Source organism: Sphingomonas sp. CL5.1 (genome assembly GCF_013344685.1).
Classification (GTDB): Bacteria; Pseudomonadota; Alphaproteobacteria; order Sphingomonadales; family Sphingomonadaceae; genus Sphingomonas.
In genome coordinates this window covers 2,088,618-2,104,416 of sequence record NZ_CP050137.1, presented here as the reverse complement: position 1 = coordinate 2,104,416, position 15,799 = coordinate 2,088,618, and the positions used below count along the sequence as shown (strand labels likewise).

The 15,799-nt window shown below is 69.1% G+C and carries 16 protein-coding genes; 12 read left to right on the top strand and 4 right to left on the bottom strand.

Annotated elements, in window-relative coordinates; all coding sequences use genetic code 11:
• The first annotated feature begins 5 nt into the window (after positions 1-5).
• From wecB to F9288_RS10125, 3 genes are all read left to right on the top strand, one after another.
• Positions 6-1,121 carry a non-hydrolyzing UDP-N-acetylglucosamine 2-epimerase gene (gene wecB, locus F9288_RS10135; RefSeq protein ID WP_174836538.1) on the top strand — a complete coding sequence of 372 codons (1,116 nt, stop codon included), beginning with the start codon at positions 6-8 and terminating at the stop codon, positions 1,119-1,121.
• Positions 1,108-2,403: a UDP-N-acetyl-D-mannosamine dehydrogenase gene (wecC, locus tag F9288_RS10130; protein ID WP_174836536.1), complete on the top strand. Its 1,296-nt coding sequence runs from the start codon at positions 1,108-1,110 to the stop codon at positions 2,401-2,403. Before wecB ends, wecC begins: the two co-directional genes overlap by 14 nt.
• Positions 2,404-2,492: 89 nt before the next feature.
• Positions 2,493-3,275 carry a metallophosphoesterase family protein gene (locus F9288_RS10125; RefSeq protein WP_174836534.1) on the top strand — a complete coding sequence of 261 codons (783 nt, stop codon included), beginning with the start codon at positions 2,493-2,495 and terminating at the stop codon, positions 3,273-3,275.
• A 126-nt stretch (positions 3,276-3,401) separates the two neighbouring features.
• Here the strand turns inward: F9288_RS10125 and F9288_RS10120 are convergent, their stop codons facing one another.
• Complete coding sequence (locus F9288_RS10120) at positions 3,402-3,968, bottom strand: FKBP-type peptidyl-prolyl cis-trans isomerase (RefSeq protein WP_174836532.1); 567 nt, start codon at positions 3,966-3,968, stop codon at positions 3,402-3,404.
• Positions 3,969-4,067: 99 nt separating this feature from the next.
• Positions 4,068-4,274, bottom strand: a complete 207-nt coding sequence (gene rpsU, locus F9288_RS10115) for a 30S ribosomal protein S21 (protein WP_007404630.1) — start codon at positions 4,272-4,274, stop codon at positions 4,068-4,070.
• Between the two features lie 246 nt (positions 4,275-4,520).
• Between rpsU and F9288_RS10110 the strand changes: the two genes are divergently transcribed.
• The 3 genes from F9288_RS10110 (at position 4,521) to cysS (ending at position 8,116) form a co-directional block, all read left to right on the top strand.
• Positions 4,521-5,234 (top strand): response regulator, encoded by a 714-nt coding sequence (locus tag F9288_RS10110; protein WP_254621155.1) that lies wholly within the window; start codon positions 4,521-4,523, stop codon positions 5,232-5,234.
• Positions 5,218-6,510 (top strand): cell wall metabolism sensor histidine kinase WalK, encoded by a 1,293-nt coding sequence (locus F9288_RS10105; RefSeq protein WP_174836529.1) that lies wholly within the window; start codon positions 5,218-5,220, stop codon positions 6,508-6,510. The genes F9288_RS10110 and F9288_RS10105 overlap by 17 nt, the downstream gene beginning before the upstream one ends.
• Before the next feature lie 175 nt (positions 6,511-6,685).
• Positions 6,686-8,116: a cysteine--tRNA ligase gene (gene cysS / locus F9288_RS10100; protein WP_174836527.1), complete on the top strand. Its 1,431-nt coding sequence runs from the start codon at positions 6,686-6,688 to the stop codon at positions 8,114-8,116.
• A gap of 145 nt (positions 8,117-8,261) precedes the next feature.
• On the opposite strand, the gene F9288_RS10095 is transcribed toward cysS, so the two are convergent.
• Positions 8,262-9,236: a M48 family metallopeptidase gene (locus F9288_RS10095; RefSeq protein WP_174836525.1), complete on the bottom strand. Its 975-nt coding sequence runs from the start codon at positions 9,234-9,236 to the stop codon at positions 8,262-8,264.
• A 47-nt stretch (positions 9,237-9,283) separates the two neighbouring features.
• On the opposite strand from F9288_RS10095, the gene F9288_RS10090 reads away from it, so the two are divergent.
• Genes F9288_RS10090 through rfbA form a run of 5 tightly spaced genes read left to right on the top strand, consistent with a single transcriptional unit; the run spans position 9,284 to position 13,680 of the window.
• Positions 9,284-10,225 (top strand): D-2-hydroxyacid dehydrogenase, encoded by a 942-nt coding sequence (locus tag F9288_RS10090; RefSeq protein ID WP_174839013.1) that lies wholly within the window; start codon positions 9,284-9,286, stop codon positions 10,223-10,225.
• A gap of 55 nt (positions 10,226-10,280) precedes the next feature.
• Positions 10,281-10,847, top strand: coding sequence for a dTDP-4-dehydrorhamnose 3,5-epimerase (gene rfbC / locus F9288_RS10085; protein ID WP_254621154.1), 567 nt, complete (start codon positions 10,281-10,283; stop codon positions 10,845-10,847).
• Between the two features lie 9 nt (positions 10,848-10,856).
• The gene (gene rfbB, locus F9288_RS10080; RefSeq protein WP_174836523.1) at positions 10,857-11,912 is read left to right on the top strand and encodes a dTDP-glucose 4,6-dehydratase; all 1,056 of its coding nucleotides are present in this window, start codon (positions 10,857-10,859) and stop codon (positions 11,910-11,912) included.
• Positions 11,909-12,796, top strand: coding sequence for a dTDP-4-dehydrorhamnose reductase (gene rfbD, locus F9288_RS10075; RefSeq protein WP_174836522.1), 888 nt, complete (start codon positions 11,909-11,911; stop codon positions 12,794-12,796). The genes rfbB and rfbD overlap by 4 nt, the downstream gene beginning before the upstream one ends.
• Positions 12,793-13,680: a glucose-1-phosphate thymidylyltransferase RfbA gene (gene rfbA / locus F9288_RS10070; RefSeq protein ID WP_174836521.1), complete on the top strand. Its 888-nt coding sequence runs from the start codon at positions 12,793-12,795 to the stop codon at positions 13,678-13,680. The genes rfbD and rfbA overlap by 4 nt, the downstream gene beginning before the upstream one ends.
• On the opposite strand, the gene F9288_RS10065 is transcribed toward rfbA, so the two are convergent.
• Entirely contained in the window at positions 13,666-14,271 is a 606-nt protein-coding gene (locus tag F9288_RS10065; protein ID WP_254621153.1) for a TetR/AcrR family transcriptional regulator, read from the bottom strand. The genes rfbA and F9288_RS10065 overlap by 15 nt on opposite strands.
• A gap of 47 nt (positions 14,272-14,318) precedes the next feature.
• On the opposite strand from F9288_RS10065, the gene F9288_RS10060 reads away from it, so the two are divergent.
• Positions 14,319-15,758 (top strand): carotenoid oxygenase family protein, encoded by a 1,440-nt coding sequence (locus F9288_RS10060; protein WP_174836520.1) that lies wholly within the window; start codon positions 14,319-14,321, stop codon positions 15,756-15,758.
• Positions 15,759-15,799 lie beyond the last annotated feature (41 nt).

Genomic DNA, 15,799 nt, shown 5'->3' with positions numbered 1-15,799 from the left:
AAGCCATGAAGATCCTGCTCATTTTCGGCACGCGGCCGGAGGCCATCAAGCTGTTCCCGGTGGTGCGGGCGCTGGCGGGGCGGCCGGGCGTCACCCCGCGCGTCTGCGTCACGGCGCAGCATCGCGGGCTGCTCGATCAGGTGCTGGCGATCGCCGGGCTGACGCCGAACATCGACCTCGACCTGATGGAGCCGGGGCAGACGCTCGACCGGCTGACCGCGCGATTGCTCACCGGGTTGGGCGAGACGATGGACCGCGAGCGGCCCGACCGCGTGATCGTGCAGGGCGACACGGCCACCGCGATGGCCGGCGCGCTGGCGGCCTATTACCGCAAGATCCCGGTCGCGCATGTCGAGGCCGGGCTGCGTTCCGGCAACATCTATCACCCGTGGCCGGAGGAGGTGAACCGCCGCATCGTCGCCCCGATCGCCGACCTGCATTTCGCGCCGACCGACACCGCCGCCGAGGCGCTGGCGCGCGAGAATATCCGCGCCGGCGTGCATGTCACCGGCAATACGGTGATCGACGCATTGCACTGGACGAGCGCGCGGATCGACGCCGATCCCGCGCTCGCCGCCGGGCTGGACGATATCGCGGCGCGTTTCGCGGGGAAAAGGATCGTCCTCGTCACCACGCACCGCCGCGAGAATTTCGGCGGCGGGATGGAGAATATCGCCCATGCCATCGCCGATATCGCCGCGCGCGAGGATGTCGCGGTGATCTTCCCGGTGCACCCCAATCCCAATGTCGGCGCGGTGATGGACGCGATCCTCGGCGATCGGCCGAATATCGCGCGGATCGCGCCGCTCGATTATCCGCATTTCATCCGCGCGCTGCGCCTGTGCCACCTCGCGCTCACCGATTCGGGCGGGGTGCAGGAGGAAGCGCCCGCGATGGGCAAGCCGGTGCTGGTGATGCGCGACACCACCGAGCGGCCGGAGGGCGTCGCCGCCGGCACCGCCAGGCTGGTCGGCACCGATCGCGCGCGCATCGTTTCCGAAGTCTTCACCCTTATCGACGACAAGGCGGCCTGGTCCGAAATGGCCCGCGCCCACAATCCCTTCGGCGACGGCCATGCGGCGGAAAGGATCGCAGGGGTGATTGCCGATGGTGCCGGATAACGAGCTGAAGGTCGCGGTCCTCGGGCTTGGCTATATCGGCCTGCCGACCGCCGCCGTGATCGCGCGGACCGGCGCGAAGGTGGTCGGGATCGACGTGACACCTTCGGTGATCGAGACGGTCAATTCGGGGCATGTGCATATCGAGGAGGTCGATCTCGACGGCCTCGTCTCCGGCGTCGTCGCGCGCGGCAACCTGCGCGCCTCGCTGGAGATCGAGCCGGCCGACGTGTTCGTCATCGCCGTGCCCACGCCGTTCGCGGCGGGCCATGCGCCCGACATCGGTTATGTGCTGAAAGCCGCGACGACGATCGCGACGGTGCTCAAGCCGGGCGACACGGTGATCCTCGAATCCACTTCCCCGGTCGGCACGACGGAGCAGGTGCGCGACCTGCTCGCGCAGCTTCGGCCGGACCTGCGCGTGCCGGGCGTTTCCGCCGAGGCGGCGGACATCGCCATCGCTTATTGCCCGGAACGGGTGCTGCCGGGCCGCATCCTGGTCGAGCTGATCGACAACGACCGGGTGATCGGCGGCATCACCCCGCGTTGCGCGCGCAAGGCGCTGGCCTTCTACCGCCGCTTCGTGCGCGGCGCCTGCGTCACCACCAACGCGCGCGCGGCGGAGATGACCAAGCTGACCGAGAACGCCTTCCGCGACGTCAACATCGCCTTCGCCAACGAGTTGAGCATCGTCGCGGAGAAGATGGGCGTCGACGTGTGGGAGGTGATCCGCCTCGCCAACCGCCATCCGCGCGTCAACATCCTCCAGCCCGGCCCCGGTGTCGGCGGGCATTGCATCGCGGTCGATCCGTGGTTCCTCGTCCATGCCGCGCCGGAGAGCACGCCGCTGATCCGCACCGCGCGCGAGGTGAACGACGGCAAGACCGACTGGGTGATCGCCCGTGCGACCGAATTGCTGGAGGCGCTGCCCGGCCTGCCGGTCGCCTGCCTCGGCCTCGCCTTCAAGCCCAATATCGACGATTTCCGCGAAAGCCCCGCGCTGAAGGTGGCGGAGGCGCTGGCCGCGCGATTCGGCGCGCGGATCGCGGTGGTGGAGCCTTATGCCAACGCCCTCCCCACGTCGCTGGCGGGAAGCGGCGCGCGGCTGATCGATATCGACAGCGCGATCGCCGACTGCCCGATCATGATCGTGCTGGTCGATCACGACATCTTCCGCTCGGTGCCGATCGAGGAGCGCGCGGGCAAGCACGTGCTCGATACGCGCGGCATCTGGGGCGACATGAACCTCGCGGCGCCTTCGGATCAGCGGCGCCGCGCGGCCTGATTCGCCGGGACGGTGCCGGCGATCGCCATAGCGGCTTGAGCCTTGCGCCAGCGGGTCTATACCGGCCGCGTTCCAGTAGCTGTATCCCAATGGTTCTTTCGCGTCTTTTCCGTAAGCCCGCTCCCGCTCCAGCCGCTCCACCGCCCGAAGTGCCGGCCGGCGTGCGCGTCTATGCGATCGGCGATATCCACGGCCGGCTTGATTGCCTCGACGAGCTGCTCGCCGCGATCGACCGCGACAGCGCGGGCTTCAGCGGCGAAATCCGGTTGATCTTCCTCGGCGACCTGATCGATCGCGGCCCGGATTCGCGCGGCGTGGTGGAGCGCGCGATGACGCTCGCCGCCGCGCCGCCGCGATGCGACTTCATCAAGGGCAATCATGAGGAGTTGCTGCTCCACGCGGCGCAGGGCGAGCGCAGCGCGCTGACGGTGTTCCACCGCGTCGGCGGGCGCGAGACGATGCTGAGCTACGGCGCGGACCCGGGCGACTATGACGCCTGCGATTTCGAGCAGCTCGCGGAGCTGATCCGGCGGCTGGTGCCGGCCGATCACCTCGCCTTCCTCGATTCGTTCGGCGACGGCGTGGCGCTGGGCGACTATCGCTTCGTCCATGCCGGGATGCGGCCAGGCGTGCCGTTCGAGGAGCAGCAGGCGTCGGACCTGCGCTGGATCCGGCGCGAGTTCCTCAATTTCGAGGGCAGCTTCGACGGCGTGATCGTCCACGGCCATACGATCAGCGAGGCGCCCGAATTCCGGCACAACCGCATCGGCATCGACACCGGCGCCTTCGCCACCGGCCGGCTGACCGCACTGGTGCTGGAAGGGCCGGAACAACGCATCCTCGAATCGCACGGGCCGACGGGAAGCTATTGAAGTCGCGCGGAGCGGCGATTTCCGCGCGCCTTTCGCTCGACCGCAAGCTTTACCGTTCAACGCGCAAGAAAAAACCGGCCGGCATCACGCCGACCGGTTTTTCGATTCGTCGATCCGCGCGGCCGGTCAGCGGCCGCCCGGCCCTTCCGTCGGCGCGCCCGCGCCCGGCGCACCGGCACCGCCCATCTGCTGCTGCATCTGCATCTGGCGCAGCACCTGCTCGGGCAGGAAGTCGAGCAGCTCGACATCGAATTGCAGCACCGAATTGGCCGGGATCGGCCCCTTCGCCTCGGAACCGTAGCCGAGCGACGGCTTGATCCAGAAACGGTACTTGCTGCCCTTCGGCATCAGCTTCAGCCCTTCGCTGAAGCCCGGCACGACACCCGTCACCGGGAACGGCGTCGGCTGCTGCGACTTGTCGAAGGTCTTGCCGTCGAGCAGCTTGCCCTCATAGTTCACCAGCACGACGTCGGTGTCGGTCGGCTTCGCGCCGCTGCCGGGGGTCAGCACTTCATATTGCAGGCCCGAGGCGGTCGTCACCACGCCCTTGTGGCGCGCGTTGCGGGTGAGGAAGTCGTCGCCCTGGAAGGCGAGCGCCGTCGCCGCGACCAGCGCGGCGAGGATGCCCAGCACCAGCCACACGACATAGCTGCGCTTGACGGGCGGAATCGGGACGGCGGTGACGGTCGACATGATGATCCTCAAGGCTGAGGCGGGGTCGTGCCGAACACGACCTGGTCGCGATTCGGGGAAACGGCGGCGCCGCCCATCCAATGGGCGGCGCGACGCTATTTACCGGGCGCCGTCACGCTCCGCGCGCTTGCGCTCCAGCTTGCGGGCGCGGCGGACGGCGGCGGCACGCTCGCGCGCGCGCTTCTCCGACGGCTTCTCATAATGGCGGCGCAGCTTCATCTCGCGATAGACGCCCTCGCGCTGCAGCTTCTTCTTGAGCGCGCGCAGCGCCTGGTCGACGTTGTTGTCGCGAACGATGATCTGCATAAACTCGCATTTCTCCGAATCGATTGGCACAGCCAAATAGCCAAGACGGCGTCGAACAAAGTCCGCGCCGTGAACGGGAGGCCCCTATCAGCGCGGCGACGCAAAGGCAAGGTTCCCGGTGCGTTATTGACCGGGATGTCGTCTCGCCGTCACGGCGCGCGTTGATTACGCGGATGTTACAAGGCTGAAACCTGCGCGAGACATGGCTCGCCTAATCGCGCGCCCATGCTAAATGTCGCCGCCGAAATGGATACGGAAACCCGTCTGCTGATCGTCGACGACGATCCCGGCATCCGCGAACTTACCGCCGGATTCCTCTCCTCGCACGGCTATATGGTCGACACCGCCGCCGACGGGGCTGAGATGCGCCGGCTGCTCGCCGCCGAGAGCTATGCGCTGATCGTGCTGGACGTGATGATGCCGGGCGAGGACGGCCTGTCAATCCTGCGCTCGCTCGATCGCGCGAAATCGCCGGCGGTCATCATCCTCTCGGTGATCGGCGAGGAGATCGACCGGATCGTCGGGCTGGAGATGGGCGCGGACGATTATGTCGCCAAGCCCGCCAACCCGCGCGAGCTGCTCGCCCGCATCCGCTCCGTGCTGCGGCGCAACCAGGGCGGATCGCGCGCCGCGCCGGGGGAGCGGCCGCACCTGCGCTTCAGCGGCTGGCGGCTCGACCCGGTCGGGCGGCAGCTCATCGACCCGGAGGAGGTGGTCATCAACCTCTCCGACGGCGAGTTCCGCCTGCTGCTCGCCTTCGTCGAGCATCCCCGCCGCGTGCTGACCCGCGACCAGCTCCTCGACCTGTCGCGCGGGGTGAACGCGGAGCATTTCGATCGCGCGATCGACGTCCAGATCAGCCGCCTGCGCCGCAAGCTCGCCCGCGACGGCGACGACGACCTGATCCGCACGGTGCGCAACGAAGGCTATATGTTCACGGCCGATGTCGACCACCGCTGAACGCCGCCCGGTGCGGTCGATCGCCGCGCCGATCGTCGTGCTGGTGCTGGGCGCGGTGGTGTTGACGGCGGTGATGATGTTTGCCGTCACCTTCAACGGCCCGCCGCCCAAGGACCCGCCGCGCGGCGTCGCCAGCATCGCCTATGCGCTGCGCACCGGCAGGCAGCCGGGCGACCCCGGCCCGCCGCTGCGCATCTACATCGCCGACCGCCCGCCGATCGCGCTCGGGCCGGAACATGCCGACAAGGACGCCGCCATGCGCCTCGCCCATGCGCTGCATGTGCCGCACGACGATGTAGTGGCGGTGATCGTGCGCACCCCGCGCGGCATCCCCAGCGCGTTCGTCGGCGGCTTCGCCTTCGGCTGGCGCACGCCGGAAGGCTGGCGGATCGTGGAGGGGCGGCCCGGCCCCCGTTTCAGCAACTGGCACGGCCGCACCCTGATCGCGATGTCGATCACGGTGCTGCTGCTGTCGATCCCGGCGTGGTGGATCGCGCGGGTCATCTCCAGCCCGCTGCGCCGGCTCGCCAATGCGGCGGACCAGGCGCGGGCGGGCGCGGCGCGGCCGGTGTTCCCCGCGGGCGGCCCGGCGGAGGTGCGCGCGCTGACCACCGCCGTCGCCGACATGCACGACCGCCTCGCGCGCCACGCGGAGCAGCGCACCAACATGCTCGCCGCGATCGCGCACGACATGGGCACCCCGCTCTCCCGCCTCGCCTTCTGGATCGAGCAATTGCCGGAAGGCGCGCGCGACCGCGCCTCCGCCGACATCGACGAGATGCGCGCGATGATCGCCGACACGCTGAACTTCGCGCGCGACGAGGCGGGGGAGCGCGATCATTCGCTGGTGGAGCTGGGCAGCCTGCTGGACAGCGTGGTGGAGGACATGAGCGTCGGCGGCGCGGCGGTTTCGCTGATGCCGGGGCCGCGCGCGGTGGTGCGCGGCGATCCCCGCGCGCTGCGACGGGTGTTCGCCAATCTGATCGGCAATGCGATCCGCTACGGCGGCGCGGCCCGCGTAAACTGGGCGACGGCGGATGCCGAGACGACGATCCGCGTCGAGGATGAAGGCCCCGGCATCGATCCCGCACAGGCGGAGCGGCTGTTCGACCCGTTCGTGCGCGGCGACCCTTCGCGCAACCGCGCGACCGGCGGCACCGGCCTCGGCCTCGCCATCGCCCGCGCGATCGTCATGCGGCATGAGGGGCATGTCACGCTCGCCAATCGCGAGCGCGGCGGCGCGATCGCCACGGTCACCCTGCCGCTCGCGCGCTGAAACAATCTGAAATGTTCGGTCGCGCGGTGAAATATCCGCGTGACGTTCCGACCCGATCAGCCGTGCCACCCCATCCGGCGAAAGCCGCAACGAATGGCATGGCGATCGCTCGCTACGCCAGCCCCCGCCAGACTCCCGGCTGGCGGGGGCTTCTTTTGCCCGCTAGGAGCGCATCATGCACGGCGCCCCGCTCACCCTCTACAACAGCCTGACCCGCAACCTCGAAAGGTTCGTCCCGATCGCCGCGCCGAAGGTGGGCGTCTATTCCTGCGGCCCGACCGTCTATAACTACGCCCATGTCGGCAACCTGCGCGCCTATGTCTTCACCGACACGCTGGCGCGGACGCTGCGCTGGAAGGGTTATGACCTCACCCACATCATCAACATCACCGACGTCGGCCATCTGACCTCTGACGCCGACGCCGGCGACGACAAGATGGAGGCGGCGGCGAAGAAGGCGGGGCAGGATATCTGGGCGATCGCCGCGCATTACACGCAGGCGTTCAGGCAGAACCTCCGCGATCTCAACATCGGCGATCCGGCGCGCTTCCCGCTCGCCACCGATCACATCGCCGAGATGATCGCGTTCGGGCGGGCGATCGAAGCGAGGCATTGCTACCGGCTGGAGAGCGGACTTTATTTCGATGTCTCCACCGTCCCCGATTACGGCCGCCTCGCCCGCGCGCGCGACGATGAGGGCGAGAGCCGGATCGACCCGGTTTCCGGCAAGCGCCATCCGCAGGATTTCGCGATCTGGCGCACCTCCGCGCCGGGCGAGAACCGCCAGATGGAATGGGATTCGCCGTGGGGGCGCGGCGCGCCGGGCTGGCATCTCGAATGCTCGGTGATGAGCAAGAAATATCTCGGGCCGCAATTCGACATCCACACCGGCGGGATCGACCATCGCGAGATCCACCACCCCAATGAGATCGCGCAGAACCAGGCGTATTGCGACTGCCCGGACACCGGCGCGAACCTGTGGATGCACAACAATTTCCTCGTCGAGCGCGCGGGGAAGATGAGCAAATCCTCCGGCGAATTCCTGACGCTCGCCGCGCTGGTCGATCGCGGCTTCCACCCGCTCGCCTACCGGATGCTGTGCCTTCAGGCGCATTACCGCAGCGAGCTGGAGTTCTCGTGGGAGAATCTCGCGGCGGCGCAGGTGCGGCTGAAGCGGCTGGTGCAGGCGGTGGAGGGCTTGCGCGCGCGTCCTCCCGCCCCGTCGGCGCAATCGGCCGTCGGCTATCGCGAGCAGCTCGACGCGGCGCTGTCCGACGATCTCAACACGCCAAGGGCGCTGCCCGTGCTCGACGCGATGCTCGCCGACCGCAAGATCGCGCCGCAGGAGCGGTTGCTGGCGCTGGCCGATTTCGACGCGCTGCTCGGGCTGGACCTCTCCCGCCTGCGCCGCGAGGATTTGCGCGTCCGCCCGGCGAACGCGACGATCGACGAGGCGACGATCGCGGAACGGCTCGCCGAACGCCGCGAGGCGCGTGCGACGAAGGATTTCGCCCGCTCCGACACGATCCGCGACGAGCTGATCGCGGCCGGCGTGGAGGTGATGGACGGCGACGCGCTGGCATGGGACTGGCGGACGGCGGTTTAGGACGGATCGACATTCAGCCCTGACGGCCTGCAAATGGCGGCTTTCCGCGCTTCCGGTGCTCACGGACCTTTAGTCCGCTGCGCTCCGGGTCACGGAAAACCACCATTTTCGGCTCCTCATCTTCTGAATGTCGATCCGTCCTAGTTCACCGCATCGGCCGGTCCCGCTCCGCCACCATCGGCGGGATCGACGGCCGCGCCGGCTCCGCCGCCAGCGTCGCCGCCTCCGCCTCGATCGCGGCGACGCGCACCTTCGTCGCCGGATGGGTGCGGCTGCGGAAGAAGCCGCCGTCGACATCCCCGCCATGCGCGCGCCAGAAGCGCGCCGCCGAGGCGGGATCATAGCCGGCATTGTAGAGCAGATGGACGCCGAGCCGGTCGGCTTCCTCCTCCGCGCGCTGCGTCAGGCGGGCGTTGCGGCCGAACTCGCCGAACAGGCCGCCCTTCACTCCCGCCGCCTCCAGCCGCGCGCGATGGTTCAGGATGACATGCGCCAGTTCATGCGCGGCGACCACCGCCACCTCGTCATCGCGATAGCGTTCGAGGAAGCGGACGCCGATCTGCACCACCTTGCCGTCCGACTGCGCGGTCATCTCCGGGCCGAGCACCACCTCGAAGGTCGTGTCGCACCCCGCCACCCCGGCGATATCCACCGCGCGCCGCGCGCCATCGCGAATCGTGTCCAGCCTCACCCGCATCCCGCCGCGCGCGATCGCCGCCAGCGCGGCGTCGCGATCGGCGACAGAGGGCGGCGTAGCGCTCCCTCTCGTCTCCTCGCCGTTCACCGAGAGCACGCCGTCGTTCGCTTCCAGCCCCGCGCGCGCGGCCGGCGAATCGCCGACCACCGCCTCCACCGCGACCGGCGCGGCGAAGCCGAATGCCTGCCGCGCCGCCGCCTCGCTCGCCCGGTCATATTGCGTGATCGCGTGGAGCAACGCCCCGGTCGCCGGCGCCTGCCGCTCGCACAAGGCGGCGTTGGCGGTCGCCAGCCGATAGCCGATTGTGCCGAGCCTCAGGTCGATCGCGCGCAACGCCTCGAGGCTCTCCACCGACAGCCCGGCCGGCGCGGCGGCGGTCAGGGCGAGCGGGAACAGGGCGGCGGCGATGCGGAACTTACTCACGACACGGACGATAGGCGTCGGCGGATCGGGACGCTATCGTGGACGCCATGAAAGCCGTTCTTCCCGCGATCGCCCGCCCGCTCGTCGAACCCCATCTTCCCGCCGGCGTCACCGTCGCCTGGTGGAAAAGCGTCGAGGAGGCGAAAGCGATGATCGCCGATGCCGATATCGCCTGGGTCGACATGGAGAAGCCCGCGAGCGTCGCGGCGACGATGCGCGCCTCGGGGCCGAATCTCAAATGGGTCTCGACGATCTACGCCGGGCTGGATGCCTTCCCGCTCGACGTGCTGCGCGCGCGGCGGGCGATCGTCACCAACGGCGTCGGCATCAACGCACTGGCGGTGGCGGAATATGCGGTGATGGGCGTGCTGGTCGCGGCGAAGCGCTTCGACCGGATCGTCCGCGCTGCCGACGCCCATGAATGGCTGCTTGACGCGCCGGGGATGACCGAATTGCACGGCACCCGCGCGCTGATCGTCGGGCTGGGCGCGATCGGCCGACTGGTCGGCGACCGGCTGGAAGCGTTCGGCGTCGAGGTGACGGGCGTCACCCGATCCGGCCGCGACGGCACGCTGACGCCGGACCGCTGGCGCGCGCGGCTCGGCCAGTTCGACTGGGTGATCCTCGCGGCGCCTTCCACCCCGGACACCAGGGCGATGATCGGCGCGGCGGAGCTTGCCGCGATGAAGGACAGCGCGTGGCTCATCAACATCGCGCGCGGCGACATGATCGACGACGACGCGCTGCTCGCCGCGCTGCGCGGCGGGACGATCGGCGGCGCTTTCCTCGATCCGACCAATCCCGAGCCGCTGCCGCCCGATCACCCGCTGTGGTCCGCACCGAACTGCATGATCACCATGCACCTTTCCGGGCGCAGCGGGCGCGCGAAGATGTTCCAGCGCGCCGCCGCCCTGTTCCTGCGCAACCTTTCCGCCTTCGTGGAAGGCAAGCCGATGGAAAATGTCGCGGATCTGGACGCCGGATATTGACGCATCGTCTCGTCTCAATTGTCCGTAAACCACGCGGCGGCTATGCGCGATGCCGATGATGGACAGTGCAGTGCAGTTGATCGAGCCGGTGCGTCATGGCGACGCGCGCGGATGGTTCACGGAATATTACACCGAGCGGCGCTTCGCCGAGCGCGGCATTGACTGCCGGTTCGTGCAGGACAACCATTCGCTGTCGGCGCCGGCGTTCACGCTGCGCGGGCTGCATTTCCAGACCCCGCCGCACGGGCAGGACAAGCTGGTGCGCTGCATCCGGGGCCGCATCCTCGACGTGGCGGTGGACGTGCGGCGCGGCTCGCCGACCTATGGCCGGCATGTCGCGGCGGAACTGTCGGCGGCGAACGGGCGGCAATTGTTCGTGCCGGTCGGCTTCGCCCATGCCTTCCTGACGCTGGAGGACGATTGCGAGGTGACCTACAAGGTCTCCGATTATTATGCGCCGGAATGCGATGGCGGCATCCGCTGGGACAGCGCCGGGATCGACTGGCCGCTGCCGCCGGGCACCGCGCCCGAACTGTCGGCCAAGGACGCGAAGCTCCCCGCGCTGGCCGATTTCGACAGCCCCTTCCCCTATGACGGCCGCCCGTTGGCGCCGCTTGCCTGAGGTAGAGTGATGCGCATTTTCGTCACCGGCGGGGCCGGGTTCATCGGCTCGGCGCTGGTCCGCCACCTGATCGCCGATACCGGGCACGAGGTGCTCAACTTCGACAAGCTCACTTATGCCGGCACGCTCTCCACCGTCGAGGAGGTGGCGGGGAGCGACCGCTATCGCTTCGTGCGCGGCGACGTGTGCGACGCGGCGGCGGTGCGCGCGGCGATCGCGGACTTCCGGCCGGACGTCATCACCCATCTCGCCGCCGAGAGCCATGTCGACCGCTCGATCGACGCGCCCGACGCCTTCATCCAGACCAACCTCGTCGGCACCTATGTCATGCTCGCCGAGGCGCGCGGCTATTGGCAGTCACTGGAGGGCGCGGCGAAGGACGCGTTCCGCTTCCATCATATCTCCACCGACGAGGTGTACGGCTCATTGGGCGACACCGGGCTGTTCACCGAGGACACACCCTACGATCCGCGCTCGCCCTATTCGGCGTCCAAGGCGGGGAGCGACCATCTCGTCAGCGCCTGGGGCCATACCTTCGGGCTGCCGGTGCTGATCACCAACTGCTCGAACAATTACGGGCCGTACCACTTCCCCGAGAAGCTGATCCCGCTGATGATCGTCAAGGCGCTCGCCGGCGAGACGCTGCCGGTCTACGGGCAGGGAACCAACGTGCGCGACTGGCTCTATGTCGAGGATCACGTCCGCGCGCTGCGATGCGTGTTCGAGCGCGGCGCGCCCGGCCGCACCTATAATGTCGGCGGCAACAACGAGAAGAAGAACCTCGAGGTGGTCGAGACGGTCTGCGCGATCCTCGATGCCGAGCGACCACGCGCCGACGGCAAATCGTACAAGGAGCAGATCGGCTTCGTCGCCGACCGTCCCGGTCATGACGCGCGCTATGCGATCGACGCGACGCGCATCCGCGACGAACTCGGCTGGGAGCCGGCCGAGACGTTCGAGAGCGGGATCGGGAAGACCGTGCGCTGGTATCTCGCCAACGAGCATTGGTGGCGCGCGATCGTCGACGAGCGGCAGGCCGACAAGCGACGCGGGCTGGCGGCGTGAGGGAGATCCTCGTCACCGGCGGCAACGGCCAGCTCGGCACCGAGCTGAAGCGCTATCCATGGCCGGCGGGCTGGCGCGTCGTGCCGGTCGATATCGACGAGCTTGACCTCGCCGACACCGCCGCGATCGCCGCGATGGTCGCTTCCCGCCCGTGGGCAGCGGTGATCTCCGGCGGGGCCTATACCGCCGTCGACAGGGCGGAGGAGGATGTCGTCACGGCATGGGCGGTCAACGCGCTCGCCCCGGCGGCCTTCGCGCAGGCCTGCCGCGCGGCGGACATCCCGCTCGTCCATGTCTCGACCGATTATGTGTTCGACGGGTCGAAAGCGGGCCGTTGGGCGCCCGGCGACCCGACCGGGCCACTCGGCGTCTATGGCGCCTCGAAGCTCGGCGGCGATCTCGCGGTGGCGACCGGCTGCCAGCGCCATGCGATCGTCCGCACCTCATGGGTGGTCAGCGCGCACGGCAACAATTTCATCAGGACCATGCTGCGCGTCGGCGCCGAGCGCGGCACGTTGCGCGTGGTGGACGACCAGCATGGCGCGCCGACCGCCGCCGCCGATCTCGCCGCCGCGGTCGCGACGATCGCGCTCGCCATGGCCGACGATCCCGCCGCGCCGGCCGGCACCTTCCACTTCAGCAACGCCGGCGAGACGACGTGGTGCGGCTTCGCCCGCGCGATCTTCGAACGCGCCGCGCGGCGCGGCGGCCCCTCGCCCATCGTCGAGGCGATCGCCACCGCCGATTATCCCACGCCCGCGCGCCGCCCGGCCAACTCGCGGCTCGATCACGGCGCGATCCGCACGGCTTACGGCATCACGCCGCGCCCGTGGCAGGACGCGCTCGACGACATCCTCGACGAACTGATGGGAACGCCCAAGTGAAGGGAATCATCCTCGCCGGCGGGTCCGGCACGCGGCTGCACCCGGCGACGCTGGCGATCAACAAGCAGCTCCTGCCGGTCTATGACAAGCCGATGATCTATTATCCGCTGTCGGTGCTGATGATGGCCGGCATCCGCGATATCCTGATCATCTCCAGCCCCGAGTTCATCGACAATTACCGCCGCATGTTCGGCACCGGCGCCGACTGGGGCCTTGCCGTCTCTTATGCCGAGCAGCCGCGCCCCGAGGGCCTCGCGCAGGCATTCACCATCGGGCGCGATTTCGTCGGCGGCGATAACGTCGCCCTGGTGCTGGGCGACAATATCTTCTTCGGCGCGCACCTCACCGACCTGCTGGCCAGCGCTGTGGCGCGGAAGGACGGCGCGACCGTGTTCAGCTATCGCGTCGAGGACCCGGAGCGCTACGGCGTGGTCGAGCTGGACGCCAGCGGCCGCGCGATCAGCCTCGAGGAAAAGCCGGCGCAACCGAAATCGAACTGCGCCGTCACCGGCCTCTATTTCTACGACAATCGCGTGCTCGATCTAGCCCGCGACCTCAAGCCCTCAGCCCGCGGCGAGCTGGAGATCACCGACCTCAACCGCCTCTACATGGAGGCCGGCGACCTCTACGTCGAGCAGATGGGGCGCGGCTATGCCTGGCTCGACACCGGCACCCACGACAGCCTGCTCGAAGCCTCCGAGTTCGTCCGCACCATCCAGCACCGCCAGGGCATCCAGATCGCCTGCCTCGAGGAAATCGCCTTCCACCACGGCTTCATCTCCGCCGACCAAGCCCTTGCGCGCGGCAACGCCCTCGCCAAAACCGCCTACGGCCGCGCCATCGTCAATGCCGTCCGCGAGCGAACGGGGTCAGCAGTCGCGTAGCGCGCTGGTGTCGATCGCCGCGTCGATCGCCGCGTCATCCACCTCGACCTGACCGTCGAGCATCAGCATCGCGAGGCCGTGTGCCAGCGCCCATGCCCGGAGCGCGAAGATGCGCGGGTCCGTACCGGCCGGGGCGAGCGCGGCCGCCGCCGTCTTCAGCATCGTCATCGCATCGTCCGGCACCTCGTCATGCAGCCCCGCCGGCGCTTGATGCGCGAAGACCAGCCGGAACAGCCCCGGATTGTCGCGCGCGAAGCGGACATAGGCCGCCCCCGTCGCGCTGAACCCCGCAGCGCCGCCGCCCGCCCGCGCCGACGCCTCGCGCTGCGCCGCCGCCAGCTTCGCCAACGCCTCCCGCCCCAGCGCGGCCATCAGCGCCGCCTTGTCGGGGAAATGGCGATAGACCGCCGTGGCGCTCACCCCGACGCGCCGGGCGAGTTCGCGCAGCGACAGGTCGTCGGCGCCCTGCTCCTCGATCAGCGCCACCCCCGCCGCCAGCAGCGCCGCGCGCAGATCGCCATGATGATATGCCTTGGTCACCAACCCGAGATAGCCCGTCGCCGCCCGTAGCGGCAAGCCGGATGTTGACAACGATCACATCGCGTGTATGTTTACAGCGATCACATCGGAGAATCGTCATGGCCGGAACTGTCGAAACCACGATCCGCTCGGTCGTCGCCAAGGGCATCGAGGTCGTCGCCGACTTCAATCGCAAGCATCTGCCGAAGACCGACCACCCCTTCCTCACCGGCATCCACCTGCCGCTCGGCGGCGAGATGACGCTGGTCGACCTGCCCGTCACCGGCACGATCCCGGCGGCGCTGGACGGGCGCTACCTGCGCATCGGCCCGAACCCGGTCGCGCCCGATCCGGCCGGCTATCACTGGTTCGTCGGCGACGGCATGGTCCACGGCATCGCGCTCAAGCATGGCAAGGCGCTGTGGTATCGCAACCGCTGGATCCGCTCGCGCGCGGTGGGCGCGGCGCTGGGCGAGCCGCCCGCCCCCGGCCCGCGCCATGGCGACTTCGACACGGTGAACACCAATGTCGTCGGCATCGCCGGCCGCACCTGGGCGCTGGTCGAGGCCGGCAGCTATCCGGTCGAGCTGGACGAGACGCTGGAGGGGCAGACCTACAATCCCTTCGGCGGCACGCTGGAGGGATCGTTCACCGCCCACCCGCACCTCGATCCGCTGACCGGCGAGCACCACGCCATCGCCTATGAAGCGACCGACCCCGGCACGATCCGCCACGTCGTCATCTCGGCGGAGGGCAAGGTGGTGCGCGAATTGCCGATCGCGGTGAAGAACGGCCCCTCGATCCACGATTGCGCGATCACCGCGCGCTATGCGGTGATCCTCGACCTGCCCGTCACCTTCTCGATGAAGGCGCTGATCGGCGGGCACCGCTTCCCGTATCGCTGGAACCCGGATCATCGCGCCCGCGTCGGCCTGCTGCCGCGCCACGGCACGGCGGCGGAGGTGATCTGGTGCGACGTCGATCCCGCCTATGTCTTCCATGTCGCCAACGCCTATGACGATGCCGACGGGCGCGTGGTGATGGACGTCTGCGCCTATGAGACGATGTTCGCCGGCGGGCCGGAGGGGCCGAACGGCCGCAACCTCGGCCTCGAACGCTGGACGATCGACCCGGTCGGCCGCACCGTCGCCCGCCGCACGATCGACGCCAGCCCGCAGGAATTCCCCCGCCCCGACGAGCGGCGCTTCGGCCAGCCTTATCGCTACGCCTATGCGATGGCGCTGCCCAAGAGCGAAGAGGACCAGTTCCTCGGCGCGACCCGGCTCTACAAGCACGATCTGGAAACCGGCGCGCGCGAGACGCACGATTTCGGCACCGGCCGCTATCCCGGCGAGTTCGTCTTCGTCCCCGCCGGGACGGACGCGGGGGAGGACGAGGGCTGGCTGATCGGCCTCGTCATCGACCTGCCGCACGAGACCACCGACCTTGCGATCATCGACGCGCGGAACTTCTCCGGCCCGCCGGTCGCCAGCGTCCGCGTGCCGCATCGCATCCCGCCGGGCTTCCACGGCAGCTGGCTGACTTCACAAGGCGGCTGATCGGGTCCATGCGCGGGCCTTCGAAACCAGGAGAACCGCGC

Bases quoted from the DNA above. Each gene is read 5' to 3' on its own strand.
- F9288_RS10110 (WP_254621155.1), top strand. From the start codon at position 4,521: ATGGATACGGAAACCCGTCTGCTGATCGTCGACGACGATCCCGGCATC.
- F9288_RS10090 (WP_174839013.1), top strand. From the start codon at position 9,284: ATGAAAGCCGTTCTTCCCGCGATCGCCCGCCCGCTCGTCGAACCCCAT.
- F9288_RS10060 (WP_174836520.1), top strand. From the start codon at position 14,319: ATGGCCGGAACTGTCGAAACCACGATCCGCTCGGTCGTCGCCAAGGGC.
- wecC (WP_174836536.1), top strand. From the start codon at position 1,108: ATGGTGCCGGATAACGAGCTGAAGGTCGCGGTCCTCGGGCTTGGCTAT.
- F9288_RS10105 (WP_174836529.1), top strand. From the start codon at position 5,218: ATGTCGACCACCGCTGAACGCCGCCCGGTGCGGTCGATCGCCGCGCCG.
- cysS (WP_174836527.1), top strand. From the start codon at position 6,686: ATGCACGGCGCCCCGCTCACCCTCTACAACAGCCTGACCCGCAACCTC.
- rfbB (WP_174836523.1), top strand. From the start codon at position 10,857: ATGCGCATTTTCGTCACCGGCGGGGCCGGGTTCATCGGCTCGGCGCTG.
- rfbC (WP_254621154.1), top strand. From the start codon at position 10,281: ATGATGGACAGTGCAGTGCAGTTGATCGAGCCGGTGCGTCATGGCGAC.
- F9288_RS10125 (WP_174836534.1), top strand. From the start codon at position 2,493: ATGGTTCTTTCGCGTCTTTTCCGTAAGCCCGCTCCCGCTCCAGCCGCT.
- F9288_RS10120 (WP_174836532.1), bottom strand. From the start codon at position 3,968: ATGTCGACCGTCACCGCCGTCCCGATTCCGCCCGTCAAGCGCAGCTAT.
- rpsU (WP_007404630.1), bottom strand. From the start codon at position 4,274: ATGCAGATCATCGTTCGCGACAACAACGTCGACCAGGCGCTGCGCGCG.
- wecB (WP_174836538.1), top strand. From the start codon at position 6: ATGAAGATCCTGCTCATTTTCGGCACGCGGCCGGAGGCCATCAAGCTG.